The sequence below is a fragment of the Stenotrophomonas sp. GD03777 genome (assembly GCF_029842485.1).
GTDB classification, from domain to species: domain Bacteria; phylum Pseudomonadota; class Gammaproteobacteria; order Xanthomonadales; family Xanthomonadaceae; genus Stenotrophomonas; species Stenotrophomonas sepilia.
Window position 1 is genome coordinate 20422 of the sequence record NZ_JAOCGL010000032.1, and the last position, 15582, is coordinate 36003.

A 15582-nucleotide genomic window follows, 5' to 3' on the forward strand; every position below is an offset into this window, starting at 1 on the left:
TAGATCCACGCCATGCGTGGATGATTCGGTTCCCGCGCGGTAGGGCCACGCCATGCATGGCTTTGCTTACTTGGTGGTGTACCCACCATTGACCAGAATCGTCTGCCCGGTCATCCACCAGCCATCGGTCACCAGGAAGCGGATCCACGGCACGATATCGGCGATGTCGGTCAGCCCGGTGCGGGTGAACGCCGACAACGCCGCCGCAGTCTTGTGATACGCCTGCGCATCGGCGCTCTCGGCCGGATAGAAGAACGGCGTGTCCATCGGACCGGGACCGATCGCGGTCACCGAGATGCCGCGCTCGCCGAACTCCTTCGACGCCGCACGGGTGAAATGCTCGACCGGCGCCTTGGTGCCGGCATAGCTGGAATAGAACGGCGTGAACGCACCCAGCAGCGAGGTGACCAGGGTGCAGATGCGGCCACCGTCATTGACGTGGCGACCTGCCTCCTTCAGGAAGAAGAACGCGGCCTTGGCATTGACCGCGCTCATCTCGTCGTACTCCGCCTCGCTGATGTCCAGCAGCGGCTTCTTGAGTACCTTTCCCACCGTATTGATGGCGATGTCAGGACGGCCGACTGCGGCCACGGCATCGACGAACAAGCGCTCCATCGCTGCCGCCGACGTCAGGTCGCCCTGCAGGGCCACCGCCTTGCTGCCGGCGGCCTGCACCGTGGCTACAGTCGCTTCTGCATCGGCCTGGGTAGCGGCACTGTTGTAGTGGATGACGATGGCTTTGGCGCCCTGTGCGGCGAAGTCGCGGGCGATCAGGCCGCCCAGGTTCTTGGCGCCACCGGCGATCAGCACGGTCTTGCCCTTGAGGGAATGCTCGGTCATGGCTTCGGTCTCGGGAGGGGGCTGCCCGGGGTGGCAACCCTGCCCTGACGACGATATCGTGCAGAAAAAGCGGATAAAGCCCGCCACATTGACTTAACTTTCCAGAGTCAGCGAACAATGGACCGGATCGATCGCTTCCGCATCTTCACCCGGGTCGTGGAGTGCGCGAGCTTCACCCGCGCCGCCGACCAGCTCGGCCTGCCCCGCTCCACTGTCTCGGCAGCCATTGCGGAGCTGGAGCAGCGGCTCGGCACCCGCCTGCTGCAGCGCTCGACCCGGCGGGTGTCCACCACCCACGACGGCGACGTGTTCCATGCCCGCTGCCTGCGCCTGATCGCCGAGGTCGAGGACGCCGAATCGCTGTTCCTCCAGGTCGACGCCCAGCCGTCGGGGCTGCTGAAGATCGACGTACCCAGCCGCATCGGCCGCCGCATCATCGCACCGGCGCTGCCAGACTTCTTCGCCCGCTACCCTCAGGTGGAAGTGGACCTGGGCATGAGCGACCGCGCGGTGAACCTGATCGAGGACGGTTGCGATGCTGTGTTGCGGGTCGGCCAGCTGGGCGACTCCAGCCTGGTGGCGCGCACGCTGGGCCAACTGGATTTTGCCAACGTTGCGGCGCCGGCTTACCTGCGCGAACACGGCGTGCCGCAGCATCCTGCCGACCTGCCGCAGCATCGCGCGGTGAACTACGCGTCGCCGACCACGGCACGGGTGGAACCTTGGGAGTGGCAGGACGGCGGCCAACTGCGCACGCTGCCGATGCCTGGCTGGGTGCGTGTGAACAGCGCCGAGGCATCGATTGCGTGCTGTGTGGCGGGGTTGGGTCTTTTGCAGATTCCGCGCTACGACGTACAGGCCGAGCTGCAATCCGGCGCGCTGGTGGAAGTGATGCCACAGCACGTCGCACAGCCATTGCCGGTCACCCTGCTGCAGCCGCATCGGCAGCACCGTGCGCTGCGCGTGCAGGTGTTCATCGAATGGCTGCTGCCGGTGCTGCGGAGCGGCCTGCAGCTGCAGTAGATCCACGCCATGCGTGAATGCATCCATCCGTGCCAACCAAGGTTGGCACCTACCTGGGAAGGGAGCAACCGGCATGGGTGGGGTCAGAGCCCTTTCCCCGAGGGAAAGGGATCCGACCCCGGTCGGCATCACGCCCCGGATTCATCGGGCTTCACCCGGAACCACGCCGCGTACAATGCCGGCAGGAACACCAGGGTCAGCACCGTACCGACGATCAGGCCGCCCATGATCGAGATCGCCATCGAGCCGTAGAACGCGCTGCGCGACAGCGGAATCATCGCCAGCACGGCTGCCAGTGCGGTCAGCACGATCGGGCGGAAGCGGCGCACCGTGGCGTCGATGATCGAATGCCAACGGTCATGCCCGGCATCGATGTCCTGCTGGATCTGGTCGATCAGGATCACCGAGTTGCGCATGATCATGCCGGCCAGCGCGATCGTGCCCAGCAGCGCCACGAAGCCGAACGGCGCCCGGAACAGCAGCAGGAACAGGGTCGCGCCGATGATGCCCAGCGGCGCGGTCACCAGCACCATCGCTGCACGCGAGAAGCTGCGCAGCTGCAGCATCAGCAGCGTGGCCACCACCACCAGGAACAGCGGCATGCCGGCCTTGATCGAGTTCTGGCCACGCGCCGAATCCTCCACGGTACCGCCGGTTTCCAGCAGGTAACCACTGGGCAGCTCGGCACGGATGCCGTCCAGTGTGGGCAGGATCTGATGCACCACGTCCAGCGCCTGCATGCCATCACTGATGTCGGCGCGCACGGTCACCGTCGGCAACCGGTTGCGGTGCCAGATGATGCCGTCCTCGAAGCCGTACTCCATCGTCGCCACCTGCGACAGCGTGATGCTGCCACCGTTGGCGGTGGGCATCGACAGGCTGGACAGCAGCTCCAGTTGATTGCGCTCATCGGCCGGCCCGCGCAGCAGCATCTCGATCTGGCGATTGCCCTCGCGATACACGCTTACCGATTGCCCGGCCAACGAACTGGACAGGAACTGGCTGACCTGGGCGCTGCTCACGCCCAGCGCGCGGGCGCGCTCCTGGTCGACCACCAGGCGCACCACCTTGCTCGGCTCGCTCCAGTCTAGGTTGACGTTCATCACGTGCGGGTTCTCCCGCACCTTGGCCTCGACCTGCCGCGCGATCGCCTGCACCTTCTCGATGTGCTCGCCGGAGATGCGCATCTGCACCGGATAGCCGACCGGCGGGCCGTTCTCCAGGCGGGTCACGCGCATCTGCACGTCCGGGAACTTCGGGATCACCTCGTGCAGCAGCCAGTCGCGGGTGCTTTCGCGTGAAGTGATGTCCTTGGCCAGCACCACGAACTGGGCGAAGTTGGTCGCCGGCAGCTGCTGGTCCAGCGGCAGGTAGAAGCGCGGCGAACCGGTGCCCACATAGGACACGTAGTTGGCAATGCCCTCGCGGCTGGACAGCAGCTTCTCAAGCTTCTCGGCCTGGGCCTGGGTCGAGCGCAGCGAGGCGCCCTCGGCCAGCTCGATGTCCACCATCAGTTCCGGCCGGGTCGAGTCCGGGAAGAACTGCTGCGGCACGAAGCGGAACATCATCAGCGAGAACACGAACAGGCCGATGGTCGCCGCGATCACCCACCAGCGATGCCGCAGGCAGGTATCGAGGAAGCGACGGAAACTACGATAGAACGGGCGCTGGTACGGATCGTGGTCGTGCCCGTGCTGCGGCGGCGCGATCAGATTGGCCAGCGCCGGATAGCGGTCGGCCCACTGCTGGCGCTTGGCGTGCCAGCGCGCTGACAGGCTGCCCGGCTTCGGCGGCTGCGGATTGAACAGGTCCGGCAGCATCTTGTCGCCCAGGTAAGGGATGAACAGCACCGCTGCGATCCACGACACCACCAGCGCGATGGTCACCACCTGGAACAGCGAGCGGGTGTATTCACCGGTACTCGATGCCGCAGTGGCAATGGGCAGGAAGCCGGCCGCGGTGATCAGGGTGCCGGTCAGCATCGGGAACGCGGTCGACTCCCAGGCGAAACTGGCGGCGCGCAGGCGGTCGTAGCCCTGCTCCATCTTGGTGGCCATCATCTCCACCGCGATGATCGCATCGTCCACCAGCAGTCCCAGCGCCAGCACCAATGCACCCAGCGAGATCTTGTGCAGGCCGATGTCGAAGTAGTGCATGACAAAGAAGGTCATCGCCAGCACCAGCGGGATGGTCACGCCCACCACCAGGCCGGTGCGCAGGCCCAGCGAGAAGAAGCTGACCAGCAGCACGATCACCACCGCCTCGGTCAGCACCTGCACGAACTCGCCGACCGACTCTTCCACCGATTGCGGCTGGTCGGACACCTTGCGCAGCTGCATGCCGGCCGGCAGGGTCTTCTGCAGGCGTTCGAACTCGGCATCGAGGTTGGCGCCGAGCTTGAGGATGTCACCGCCATCCTTCATCGCCACCGCCAGGCCGATCGCCTCTTCGCCCATGAAGCGCATCTTCGGCGACGCCGGATCGGCGAAGCCACGCTTGACCTCGGCGATGTCGCCCAGGTGCACGGTGCGGTCGCCGGCGCGGATCGGGAACTGGCGGATCGCTTCGATGTCGTTGAACTGGCCGGTCACCCGCAGCTGCACGCGATCGGTGGCGGTCTCGAAGAAGCTGGTGCCGGTCACTGCGTTCTGGTCGGCCAGCGCCTGCTGCACCTGCTGCATCGACACGCCCAGCGTGGCCAGCCGGGTGTTGGACAGTTCGATCCACACCTTCTCGTCCTGCAGGCCGACCAGGTCGATCTTGCCGACGTCGGGCACCCGCTGCAGTTCCAGCTGGATGCGGTCGGCGTAGTCGCGCATCACCGCGTAGTCGAAGCCCTTGCCGGTCAACGCATAGATGTTGCCGTAGGTGTCGCCGAACTCATCGTTGAAGAACGGACCGACGATCTCGCGCGGCAGCGTCGGGCGGATGTCGCCCACGCGCTTGCGCACCTGGTACCACAGGTCCGGGATCTGCCTGGAACGCAGGCTGTCGCGCGCCATGAAGATGATCTGCGATTCGCCCGGGCGCGAGTACGAGCGGATGAACTCGTACTCGCCGGTATTCATCAGCGCCTTCTCAAGCGGCTCGGTCACCTGCCGCGAGACCTGCTCGGCGGTCGCCCCCGGCCACAATGTGCGCACCACCATCGCCTTGAAGGTGAACGGCGGGTCCTCGGACTGGCCCAGATGCTTGTACGACCATGCGCCGATCAGCGCGAAAGCCAGCATCGCAAACAGCACCAGCGGGCGGTTGGACAACGCCCACTCGGAAAGATTGAAGCGGCGCACCGGCTTACTCCCTGGCCTTGGCGGCAGCGGCCGGCGTAACCGGCTTCAGCACGGGACGGTTCTGCCGGTCCACGGCGATCACCGGCTGGCCGGCCCGCAGCAGGTGGCCACCCGCAGCAACTACCCAGTCGCCCCCGCTCACGCCCGACAGTACCGGTACCGTCTCGCTGCCAAACGCACCGGTGGTAACCGTTGCGGCCTTCAGCGTGCTGTTGCCCGGATCGACCACCCATACGCTGGCGGCACCGTTGGCACCACGCTGCAGCGCGCCCAGCGGCAGCTGCAGGGTGCCGTGGCGACCGGCGCTGCTGTAGACGCGTGCACTCTGGCCCAGTTCGACGTCGGCCAGCGCATCGGCGGGCAGGCTGACCCGGGTCGCATAGGTACGTGCCTGCGGATCGGCAGCGGCGGCGATCTCCCGGATCGTGCCCGGCAGGCGCTGGCCGGGGCGATTCCACAACTCCACCTCGACCGGTTGGCCCACAGCATAGTCGCGGATGGTGGCCTCGGGCAGGTCGATCAGCACTTCGCGGCCACCGTCGGCGGCCAGGTTGAAGATGGTCTGCCCGGCGGACACTACCTGCCCGGCCTCGGCCTCGCGGCTGGCGATCACACCGTCGGCCGGCGCACGCAGCTGTGCGTAGCCGGCCTGGTTGCGGAGCACATCGAGGTTGGCGCGGGCGGCGTTGGCCTGGCCCTGCGCGGCCTTGAACGCGGCGGAATGCTGGTCCAGCTGCGAGCGGCTGACCAGCTGCTGGTCGGCCAGCACCTGGTAACGCTTGAGGTCATCGCGGGCGCGCACCAGATCGGCTTCGGCTGCCGCCAGCTGCGCCTGCGAGGCACGGGCCTGCAGCGCGAAGTCGGCCACGTCCAGCTCGGCCAGCACGTCGCCCTTCTTCACCCGTTGCCCGGCATCGACGTGGCGCTTGACCAGGTTGCCGCCAACGCGGAACGACAGCGGGCTTTCCTGTCGCGCACGCACCGTGCCCGGGAACGCCGCCGGCGCCTGCCCGGCCTGCTCGCCGGGGTGAACCACCAGCACCGGTACGGCCGCCGGTGGCGCCTGTTCCTGCCCCGAACAGGCTGCCAGCGCAGCCATCCACACCATACCGCCCATCCAGCGCACGATCTTCATCGGTCAACGTCCTGAAAACGCAGGGTTGCAACTAAGGGAGGAGCCGCGACTGCCGGCCCAATTTAATAAACCGGCCGGTATAGTATAAATATCGAACCGCTTGGTCTAGTATTGCCGCGATGAGTTCCCACATTTCCCGCAAGCCGTCGGCCAAGCCCGCTGCCAAGGCCGCCGGACCCGGGCGCCCCAAGGACCTCGGCAAGCGCGCGGCGATCCTTGAAGCAGCCAAGGCACTGTTCATCGAACAGGGCTATACCGGCGTGAGCATGGACACCATCGCCGCTCAGGCCGGCGTCTCGAAGCTGACTGTGTACAGCCACTTCGGCGACAAGGAGACGCTGTTCTCCGAGGCGGTGCAGTCAAAGTGCATTGAAATGCTGCCCGACGCGCTGTTCGTAGCCGACGCGGACGGCCCGCTGCGCGACCAGCTGATCGGTATCGGCCTGGCCTTCTTCGAGCTGATCACCTCCGACGCGGCGATCTCGATCCAGCGCATGATGATGGCGCCGGAGACCGACGAACGCCTGCGCGCGCTGTTCTGGAAAGCCGGCCCCGAGCGTACCTGCGAGGCCCTGGCCGATTTCCTGCGTGCCCGCGCCGAACGTGGCGAACTGGATATCCCCGACTGTGCTCTGGCCGGCGAGCAGTTCCTGACCCTGGTCAAGGGCGAAGTGCACATGCATATGATGTGCGGCATGCCACTGTCACCCGTGGAATGCGACCCTCTTGCCCACGTGACCGCCAGCATCGACTTCTTCCTGCGCGCCTACGCGCCGCGAGGGGCCGGAACGGCTGAATAACCAAAACTGAACGAACCGGAGGTCGCGATGACTTCCGGCACTGCGACCCCGGCCCCCGGCAGCTGATGCTCTGGGCGCGCCGCCGGCCTCCGGCACCGGTAAAATGGCCGGCCCACTGCGCTGGATTTGAACCTCATGACGATTGATTACGCCCACGCCCGCGAACTGATGGTGGAACAGCAGATCCGTCCCTGGGACGTGCTGGACATCAAGGTGCTCGACGTCCTGGCCCGCCTGCCGCGCGAGGCCTTTGTCGCCGACGCGCACCGGGCACTGGCCTACGCCGATGTCGAACTGCCGATCGGCCACGGCCAGAAGATGATGAAGCCGGTCATCGAGGGCCGTACCCTGCAGGCACTGGACCTGCAGCCGGGTGACGAAGTGCTGGAAATCGGCACGGGCAGCGGCTTCCTGTCGGCCTGCATCGGCGCGCTGGCGCGCGATGTGCTGAGCTTGGAAATCGACCCGGAGCTGGCCGCCGCTGCGCGTGCCCGCCTGGACGCCTCCGGCCTGGGCACCAACGTCCGCGTGGAAGTGGCCGATGCCCTGTCCTGGCAGACCGAACGCCGCTTTGACGTGATCTGTGTCACTGGTGCGGTCGACGTGGTGCCGTCACAGTTCGCCTCGTGGCTGCGTCCGGGTGGCCGCCTGTTCGTGATCCACGGCCGCTCGCCGGCGATGGAGGCCCTGCTGGTCAAGGCCGACGGTAGCTCCGAGTCCCTGTTCGAGACCGATATCGATTACCTGCGTGGTGCCGCCCCGGCCCCCCAGTTCCACCTCTGAGTCCAAGGAAGCCGCAATGATCCGCCGATCCCTCGCTGTTGCGCTGGCCACTGCCCTGCTGCCGTTGTCCGCCCATGCCGCCGACCTGCTGCAGGTCTACGAAATGGCCCGCAACGGCGATCCGCAGCTGTCGGCCGCCGAATCGACCCGGCTGTACGACAAGGAAGGCGCCGTGCAGGCGCGTGCCGCCCTGCTGCCGCAGATCAACGGCCAGGCCGCGCTGAACCGCACGCGCAGCGAGCCGAACGCCGACGCCAACTCCGGCTCGTTCACCAACAAGCGCCGCACCTACACGATCGACGGCAGCCAGACGCTGTTCAACTGGACCCAGATCAACAACCTGCGCTCGCAGCGTGAGCTGAGCAAGGCGGCGGACTTCACCCTCGAATCGGCCAACGACAACCTGATCGTGCGCACCTCGGCGGCCTACTTCAATGTGCTGGTGGCGATCGAATCGCTGAACGCCGCACAGACCAATGAAGCGGCCGCGAAGAAGCAGTTCGACTTCGCCGACAAGCGCCTGGAAGTGGGCCTGGCGCCGATCACCGACGTGCACGAAGCACGCGCCCAGTACGACCAGGCGCGCGCCAACACCATCATCGCGCAGAACACCCTGGCCGATAACTACCAGGCCCTGACCGAACTGACCGGCCAGCCGGTGACCAACCTGCGTGGCCTGCCGGCGGACTTCCGCCCGGAAGTGCCGGCCAACCGCGGCAACATCGACGAGCTGGTGCAGCAGGCCACCACCCAGAATCCGGCGCTGAAGGCGCAGGAGCTGAAGGTCAGTGCCGCCGAAGCCGGCGTGCAGGCTGCCCGTGGTGGTCATTACCCGACCCTGTCGCTGGGCGGCAGCTGGGGCAAGAGCGCCACCTGGGGCGACAGCACCGGTGCCGGCTCGCTGTCGCCGGATGCGCGCACCAACAGCATCGGCCTGACCCTGAGCGTGCCGATCTTCTCCGGTGGTGCCACCCAGTCCGGCGTGCGCCAGGCGCTGGCGCAGCGTGACATCGCCCAGGACGGCTACGAGCAGCAGAAGCGTGCCCTGGATCGCAATACCCGCAATGCCTACCAGACCCTGGTTCAGGGCATCAGCGAAGTGGAAGCCCGCCGCCTGGCGGTGGTCTCGGCGCAGAGCGCGTACGACGCTTCGCAGGTCGGCCTGGAAGTCGGTACCCGTACCGTGCTGGATGTGATCCAGAACCAGCGCATCCTGTTCTCGGCACAGCTGGACTATGCCCAGGCCCGCTACACCTTCCTGCAGAACCGCCTGCTGCTGAGCCAGTCGCTGGGTGCGCTGGACGTGGCCGAACTGCAGGACGTCAATCGGCTGCTGACCCAGGACGCGGGCAACCCGGCCACGACCACGCACTGAGTCGTCGCCCCTGCAACGAAAAAGCCACCCGCGAGGGTGGCTTTTTTGCAGATGCTGCATCCACACGCGCGCGCCCCGGCGTGGCCCCACGAACCGTCAGCCCGGCCATGCGCGCAGGCGTTCCAACGCCGCGAGCGCGCACAGCACGGCTGCCAAGGGGGCCAGCATCGACATCATCAGCCCGCAGCCGGCTGCGCCTTGCCGGGTGTCATCCCGACGCCGCAGCACCGCCAGGCACAGCGCTGCCATGACCACCAGCGTTGCCGGACCCGGCAGCGCCGGCAAGGTGCCCTGCGGCAGCCCCAGCACCAGCATCACCGCCGGCAGCGCAACCACCATTGCGCTCAGGCGCGTGCGGGATCGTCCCGCCGCGTCAGCTGCGCGGGGCCACAACGATGTGGCCAACCGGACGGCCAGCATCAGCAGCACCAACTGCAGGGCGGCCAGGCCCGCTGCCCCGGCCAGGGGCAACAATGGCAGCATCCACTGCAGCTGGGGGTGCACCTGCAGCGCAACCGCCAGTGGCCGGGTACTGGCGAGCGCGGAAAACTCGACCAGCCCGGCCTGCAATGCTGCCAGCACGATCAGCAGCAGCATCGCCAGCAACGAGACCAGCGCCAGCACCGCCGGCTGCCACATCGCGCCCTGGCGGCGCAGCGCAGGAAAGCCCAGTGCCAGGCCCACGCTGGCAAATATGCCCAGCAGCGGCACTGCAGTCGCCAGCACGCCCCCCAGCCCGAAGCGATACGGTGCGGTCGCCGGAGGCAGCCAGGGAATCCAATGCCCGTAGTGCACATGACGCGCCGCCAGCGCCAGCAGCAACACCCCCACACCGATCTTCACCGTCAGCAGCGCACAGGCCGCCAGAGCCACACCCCGCGGCGGCAGCAACGCGAGCGCGCTCAACATCAGCAGACCCATGGCCGCCGCTACCTGCACGGGCAGCCAGTCGTTGGCATGGAGGCCTCCGGTAGCCAGCACGGCATGTACATGGCGGGCCATGGACTGTGCCGCGCCCGCCGTGGTCGCCGTCAGCTCAAGCAACAGGATCGCGCCCAGAACGATGGCCACCCGTGGCCCCCAGCTGGCGGCCAACAGTCCGTACAGGCCATCGGCCGCCGGCAGTCGCAGCACCAGATCCTGCAGGCAGCACAGCACCAGGCCAGCCCCCAGTGCGGCCAGCAACAGGCTCAGTACGATGGCCGGGCCAGCCTGTGCCGCCGTGTGCTGGCCCACCAGCGCGATCACGCTGCCGCCCACCAGCAGCGTCAGTGCCACCACAGCCAGGTGGTCCATCCCCAAGCGCGCCCCACCGGTGCCGTCCCTGCCCCTGTCGCCGTCCATCGCAAGTTCCCTTGATATCCGCCCAAGCGCGGTCGACAGCAGGCTGGCAGCCTGCGTCGTCCTGCGGAATCGGAATCGGTGCTGCGTGCGCCACGATGTGATGGCAGGCACGCTGCCATCGGCAGGGTCGGTCCAGCAACGACAGAAAAATCGTCGCTAAGCAGAATTGATGAAGTTGATCACGACAACGCAGCGCAGCGCCGACGCCGCGCTGCCGGGATCACTCGCGCGGTGGTGGCAGGTGCGGTGCGACCAGCGCAAGCGTGCGCTGCAGCGCGCCACGGCCATTGCTGACCAACGTGCAGCCCGCACGCGCCATGTCTTCGCGGGCCTGCGCATCTTCAAGCAGATGCTGCAGCAGGTCGCCCACCGCCTGCGCATCTTCGCCGATCAGCAGCGCACCGGCCTCGCGCATGCGCCGGGAGATTTCCGCGAAGTTGTGCAGGTGCGGGCCGGTCACCGCCGCGGTTCCCATCGCAGCGGGCTCCAGCAGGTTGTGGCCACCGATGGCCTGCAGGCTGCCGCCGACGAAGGCGACCTGGGCGCAGGCGTAGAACGGCATCAGCTCGCCGAGGGTGTCGATGACGAACACGTCTGTGGCGGCGTGCGGCCACTGGTCCACGCGGCGGGTCGCCACGCTCCAGCCCTGTTCGCGCGCCAGCGCTTCCACCTTCGGGAAACGTTCGGGATGGCGCGGTGCCCACAGCAGCAGCAGATCCGGATGCTGCTGGCGCAGGCGGCGGTGCAGGTCGATCACCGCCTGCTCTTCGCCATCATGGGTACTGGCGGCGATCCATACCGGGCGCGCGGCCGGCACCCGTGCATGGAACTGTTCGACGAAGCCCTGCACGTCCGGCGTGGTGATGTCGAACTTCAGGTTGCCCAGTGCCTGCACCTGGCCGGGCTCCGCCCCCAGCTGCACGAAGCGCTCGGCATCGTCCTGCGACTGCGCGGCCACGCAGGTGACGGTGCGCAGGGCGCGGCGGATCAATGCGGCCAGCAGCCGGTAGCCGCGCAGCGAACGCGCCGACAACCGGGCATTGAGGATGTAGACCGGAACGCCACGGTCACGGCAGCCGAACAGCATGTTCGGCCACAACTCGGTTTCCAGGATCAGCGCCAGGCTGGGCTGGAAATGGCCGAGGAAGCGATTGACGCTGCCCGGCACGTCGTACGGCAGGTAGACATGGTCCAGCGCGTCGCCCCAGAGCGCACGCACGCGCTCGGAGCCGGTCGGAGTGATGGTGGTGATGACCCAGCGGATGTCCGGGCGCTGCTGGCGCAGGGCGTTGACCAGCGGCGCGGCGGCATTGACCTCGCCCACCGAGACCGCGTGCAGCCACACCCGTGGCTGGCCGGTCGGCTGCGGATAGGAGGCGTAGCGTTCGTCCCAGCGCCGGAAGTACTCACGGACCCGGAAGCCACGCCAGACCAGGTGGTACACGGTGATCGGCAGCAGGATGTAGAGCACGACCGAGTACAGGCCGCGCAGGATCCATTCGACAGGGTCTTTACGCATGCGGCAAGGATACGGGAGCCCCCCGGGAAAGACACGCGGCCGCCTTGGTAGAATGGCCCCATGTCAGATGCCTCCACCGCCGTCCGCCCGTCGCTGCGCGATCCGCGCAACTGGCCGATGTTCGCCGCCATGTTCGGCGCCTTCGCCATCGCCCGCCTGCCGTGGATGCTGCAGCGCGCGCTGGGCCGGGGCGTCGGCTGGATCACCTGGCGCCTGCTCGGCAGCCGCCGCCGCGCCGCCGAGGTCAACCTGCAGCTGTGCTTCCCCGAGAAGGACGAGGCGTGGCGGCAGCGCCTGGTGCGCGACAGTTTCGATGCGCTGGGCGTCGGCGTGTTCGAGTGCATCCGCGCCTGGTGGGGCAGCATCGACAGCATCCGCCCGCAGGTACGGATCGAAGGCCTGGAACACCTGCGGCAGATGCAGGCCGAAGGCCGCGGCGTCCTGCTGGTCTCCGGCCACTTCATGACCCTGGAAATGTGCGGCCGCCTGCTGTGCGACTACGTCGATCTTTCCGGCATGTACCGCAAGCACAAGAACCCGGTGTACGAGTGGGCGGTGAAGTTCGGCCGCCTGCGCTATGCCAAGGCGATGTTCGCCAACGAGGACATCCGCGCAACCGTGCGCCACCTGAAGAAGGGCGGCTTCCTCTGGTACGCGCCAGACCAGGACATGCGGGGCAAGGACACCGTGTTCGTGCCATTCTTCGGCCACACCGCTTCGACCATCACCGCCACCCATCAGCTGGCGCGCATGACCGGCTGTGCGGTGATTCCGTACTTCCACCGGCGCGAAGGCGGAAAGTACTTCCTGAAGATCGGCGCGCCGCTGGAGAACTTCCCCAGCGAGGATGTGGAAGCCGATACCACGCGGGTTAACCAGGCCATCGAAGCGATGGTGCGCGAGGCTCCCGACCAGTACCTGTGGATCCACCGCCGCTTCAAGCGCCAGCCCGGCGGCCGGAGTGATTTCTACAAATAAAGGTGGGGCGGGAGGGTTTCGTCCACGCATGGCGTGAATTTGATGACGCGGAGCATTCTGAAGTAGATCCACGCCATGCGTGGATGCTCTACATCCGGGTGCCGGCACCTACAACGGCCAACGGCACCATGCGTGCGGGTACTCACCCAACGTGCCGGCCAGGCCCGCACAGACCGGATTGGCCAGGATGTACATCGCCTTCTCATGAAGGGATTCATCGCTGCGTACGGCATGATCGTGGTAACCGTGCTGCCACAGCGCCCCTCGTCGCTCCAATCGCCGGTTCAGCAGTCGGCTGCTGCGTGATTTGAGCAGGGCCATACACTCGGCCAGGGTTCCTCCGCGCAGCTCCATCAGCCAGTGCAGATGGTCGGGCATGACCACCCAGGCGAGGCTGTGGCTGAAGCCCTTGCGCTCTACGAAGCGCAGGGTGTCGATAAGGATCGCCACGTTTGCCGCATCGGCGAACAACGGTTCGCGGCCGAGGGTTGCTGTGGTCAATGAATAAACGTTGCCGGATCGGGAATACCGACCGTAGCGAAGTCTGGGGCTGGCCATGCCTCCAGCGTGCGCGAACTGCCGGGGCACCGATAGTGGAGATGTCACCGTGTTCAGGTCGGGAAAGCCTCATCCACGCATGGCGTGGATCTACTGATCGACTCCATGGTTGATCCCTACCATGCGCGGATGCGCGGTCACTTCACCGGCGGGGAATCATCTGCGTCGCGCGCCAGCAGGCTGCCGGCGAACAGGGCTGCCAGCAGCACCGTCAGGCCACCCCAGAACGCGGAATAGAACGCCAGGTGCGTATTGAGCGGGAACACCGTAACCGCCAGCGCCAGCATCGCCGGTCGGGCGCGATCACGCGCAGCCGCCGGGGCATAGCGCCAGGCCCGCCAGGCCTGCGCCACCGCCGCCAACCACAACAGCAGGCCCAGAACGCCGGTCTCGGCAAGGATTTCCAGCACGATCTGGTGGGCGTGCAACGCCGGTTGGCTGCCCCACACGGCGGGACCCTCATCTGACACGCAGGCCGGATACGCATCGCGGAAGCCGCGCGCACCGACACCGTTGACCGGATGCTCCTCGATCATGCACACCGCTGCGGTCCAGATGCGCGCGCGCCCCGAAAGCGCCTCGTCAACGCCCTGCCCGTCTTCGTTCCATGCCTGCGCCGTGCGCGCGACACGCTCGCGCAGCTGCGGCACGCCCGCTGTCAGTGCGGCCGTACCCAGCGCTGCCACCAGGGCCAGCAGCAGCAGCCGCTTCCAGCCGAACTGGCGCACGCCGCTGTAGGCCAGCACCAGCACAAAGGTGATCCACGAGGCGCGCGAACCTGCCAGCAGCAGCACGCACCCCAGTGTTGCAGCGGCCAGCAGCCACCCTGCATTGCCGAAACGCTGCGCCATCGGCAGCAGCAGGAACGGTGACAGGCTGGCCAGCACCTGGCCGAATTTCAGATTGCAGGGCCCAAGCGCGCCACTGAGGCGGTCGGCCAGTGCGGCTTCGTCGGCCGGGCACAACGCGTGGCCACTCACGGCCAGCTTCAGGTGTTCCAGCGACCAGAACCACGGGCTGGTGCCAGCCAGCGCCTGCACCAGCGCGTCCAGCGTCCACACGCCGGTGATCAGCGCCAGGCCACCGAAGGTCAAGCGCCGCCGTTCCGGCGTGGCCACCGCGATCGCCACCAGCCACATGAAGGGCAGGTAGCGCAGTCCGGCGGCCGCCTTGGTCCACGAGGCCGAAGGGTCGATCGCATCGATGGCCGAAAACGCCTGCGGCAGCCAGTAGCCGAGGAACAGGATCGAGGTCAGCGCCCACGCCGCCGTGCTCAACAGGTGCGGACGGCGCTGCAGCCGGCGCATCACCATGCGCGCGGCAGCATAGACCGCGCCAAGGCCCAGCACGGTTTCGGCAATGCCCGGCAGCGGCCACATCGCCACGTACGCCAGCACCCACCAGGGCGCCCAGCGCCCGGCACGGTCGTCGCGCACGATGGCAGCGGGGTCAGCCGGCGAAATCGGCATAGAGGCGGAGGGTATCGCGCTGCATGGCCTGCAGGGTAAACGGGATGCGGGTCGGCAGGGACGGCGGCTGCGCCAGCAGGGCCAGCGCACGTTCACCCAGCGCGCGCGCGTCGCCGAGCGGCACCGCACCGCTGGGCTGCAGCTGCAGCAGCAGTTCGCCGACGCCACCGTGGTCCCAGCCCAGCACCGGGCGACCGACCGACAGCGCCTCGACCACGGTGCGGCCAAAGGCTTCCGGCTTGTCTGACAGCTGCAGCACCAGATCGCTGGCGGCGTAGGCCTGGGCGATGCGGACGGTAGGCGTGCTGATCTGTACGGCCTCGGCCACGCCCAGTGCCGCGGCCTGGCGGCGCAGGTCAGCCACGTAGGCCTCGCGCCCGGGTTCGTCGGTGCCCAGCATCCACAGCTGGGCAGGCACGCCGGCGGCACGCACGTCGGCCAGCAGCTGCAGCGCGTGGGTGTGGCCCT

General features: G+C 67.4%; 13 protein-coding genes. 5 read left to right on the top strand and 8 right to left on the bottom strand.

The window, feature by feature from the left end; genetic code table 11:
- Nucleotides 1-66: 66 nt before the first annotated feature.
- Complete coding sequence (locus N5E02_RS09340; RefSeq protein ID WP_065178342.1) at nt 67-840, bottom strand: SDR family oxidoreductase; 774 nt, start codon at nt 838-840, stop codon at nt 67-69.
- Nucleotides 841-957: 117 nt separating this feature from the next.
- Here N5E02_RS09340 and N5E02_RS09345 point away from each other — a divergent pair, with 117 nt between their 5' ends.
- The gene (locus tag N5E02_RS09345) at nt 958-1863 is read left to right on the top strand and encodes a LysR family transcriptional regulator (protein ID WP_053499076.1); all 906 of its coding nucleotides are present in this window, start codon (nt 958-960) and stop codon (nt 1861-1863) included.
- 128 nt (nt 1864-1991) lie between these two features.
- Here N5E02_RS09345 and N5E02_RS09350 read toward each other — a convergent pair whose 3' ends face one another.
- Together N5E02_RS09350 and N5E02_RS09355 are read right to left on the bottom strand one after the other, a co-directional pair.
- On the bottom strand, nt 1992-5153 hold the full coding sequence (locus tag N5E02_RS09350) for an efflux RND transporter permease subunit (protein WP_049416701.1): 3162 nt from the start codon (nt 5151-5153) through the stop codon (nt 1992-1994).
- A gap of 4 nt (nt 5154-5157) precedes the next feature.
- Nucleotides 5158-6288 carry an efflux RND transporter periplasmic adaptor subunit gene (locus N5E02_RS09355; protein WP_279946201.1) on the bottom strand — a complete coding sequence of 377 codons (1131 nt, stop codon included), beginning with the start codon at nt 6286-6288 and terminating at the stop codon, nt 5158-5160.
- A 119-nt stretch (nt 6289-6407) separates the two neighbouring features.
- Here N5E02_RS09355 and N5E02_RS09360 point away from each other — a divergent pair, with 119 nt between their 5' ends.
- The 3 genes from N5E02_RS09360 (at nt 6408) to N5E02_RS09370 (ending at nt 9246) form a co-directional block, all read left to right on the top strand.
- Entirely contained in the window at nt 6408-7088 is a 681-nt protein-coding gene (locus N5E02_RS09360; RefSeq protein ID WP_005419125.1) for a TetR/AcrR family transcriptional regulator, read from the top strand.
- Nucleotides 7089-7223: 135 nt separating this feature from the next.
- On the top strand, nt 7224-7871 hold the full coding sequence (locus N5E02_RS09365) for a protein-L-isoaspartate O-methyltransferase (RefSeq protein ID WP_014648346.1): 648 nt from the start codon (nt 7224-7226) through the stop codon (nt 7869-7871).
- Between the two features lie 16 nt (nt 7872-7887).
- The gene (locus N5E02_RS09370) at nt 7888-9246 is read left to right on the top strand and encodes a TolC family outer membrane protein (RefSeq protein WP_005419128.1); all 1359 of its coding nucleotides are present in this window, start codon (nt 7888-7890) and stop codon (nt 9244-9246) included.
- Nucleotides 9247-9342: 96 nt separating this feature from the next.
- Here the strand turns inward: N5E02_RS09370 and N5E02_RS09375 are convergent, their stop codons facing one another.
- On the bottom strand, nt 9343-10590 hold the full coding sequence (locus N5E02_RS09375; RefSeq protein ID WP_279946202.1) for an amino acid transporter: 1248 nt from the start codon (nt 10588-10590) through the stop codon (nt 9343-9345).
- A gap of 220 nt (nt 10591-10810) precedes the next feature.
- Complete coding sequence (gene waaA / locus N5E02_RS09380; RefSeq protein ID WP_262090952.1) at nt 10811-12109, bottom strand: lipid IV(A) 3-deoxy-D-manno-octulosonic acid transferase; 1299 nt, start codon at nt 12107-12109, stop codon at nt 10811-10813.
- 60 nt (nt 12110-12169) lie between these two features.
- Here waaA and N5E02_RS09385 point away from each other — a divergent pair, with 60 nt between their 5' ends.
- A complete protein-coding gene (locus tag N5E02_RS09385; protein ID WP_005419134.1) occupies nt 12170-13087 on the top strand; it encodes an LpxL/LpxP family Kdo(2)-lipid IV(A) lauroyl/palmitoleoyl acyltransferase in 918 nt (305 codons plus the stop codon).
- A gap of 108 nt (nt 13088-13195) precedes the next feature.
- On the opposite strand, the gene N5E02_RS09390 is transcribed toward N5E02_RS09385, so the two are convergent.
- From N5E02_RS09390 to N5E02_RS09400, 3 genes are all read right to left on the bottom strand, one after another.
- Nucleotides 13196-13645, bottom strand: a complete 450-nt coding sequence (locus N5E02_RS09390; protein WP_065178338.1) for a transposase — start codon at nt 13643-13645, stop codon at nt 13196-13198.
- A 137-nt stretch (nt 13646-13782) separates the two neighbouring features.
- Nucleotides 13783-15114: an O-antigen ligase family protein gene (locus N5E02_RS09395; RefSeq protein WP_164093539.1), complete on the bottom strand. Its 1332-nt coding sequence runs from the start codon at nt 15112-15114 to the stop codon at nt 13783-13785.
- Nucleotides 15095-15582, bottom strand: a 488-nt coding sequence (locus tag N5E02_RS09400) for a glycosyltransferase (protein WP_279946204.1), incomplete at its 5' end; no start/stop codon positions are given. The genes N5E02_RS09400 and N5E02_RS09395, both read right to left, overlap by 20 nt.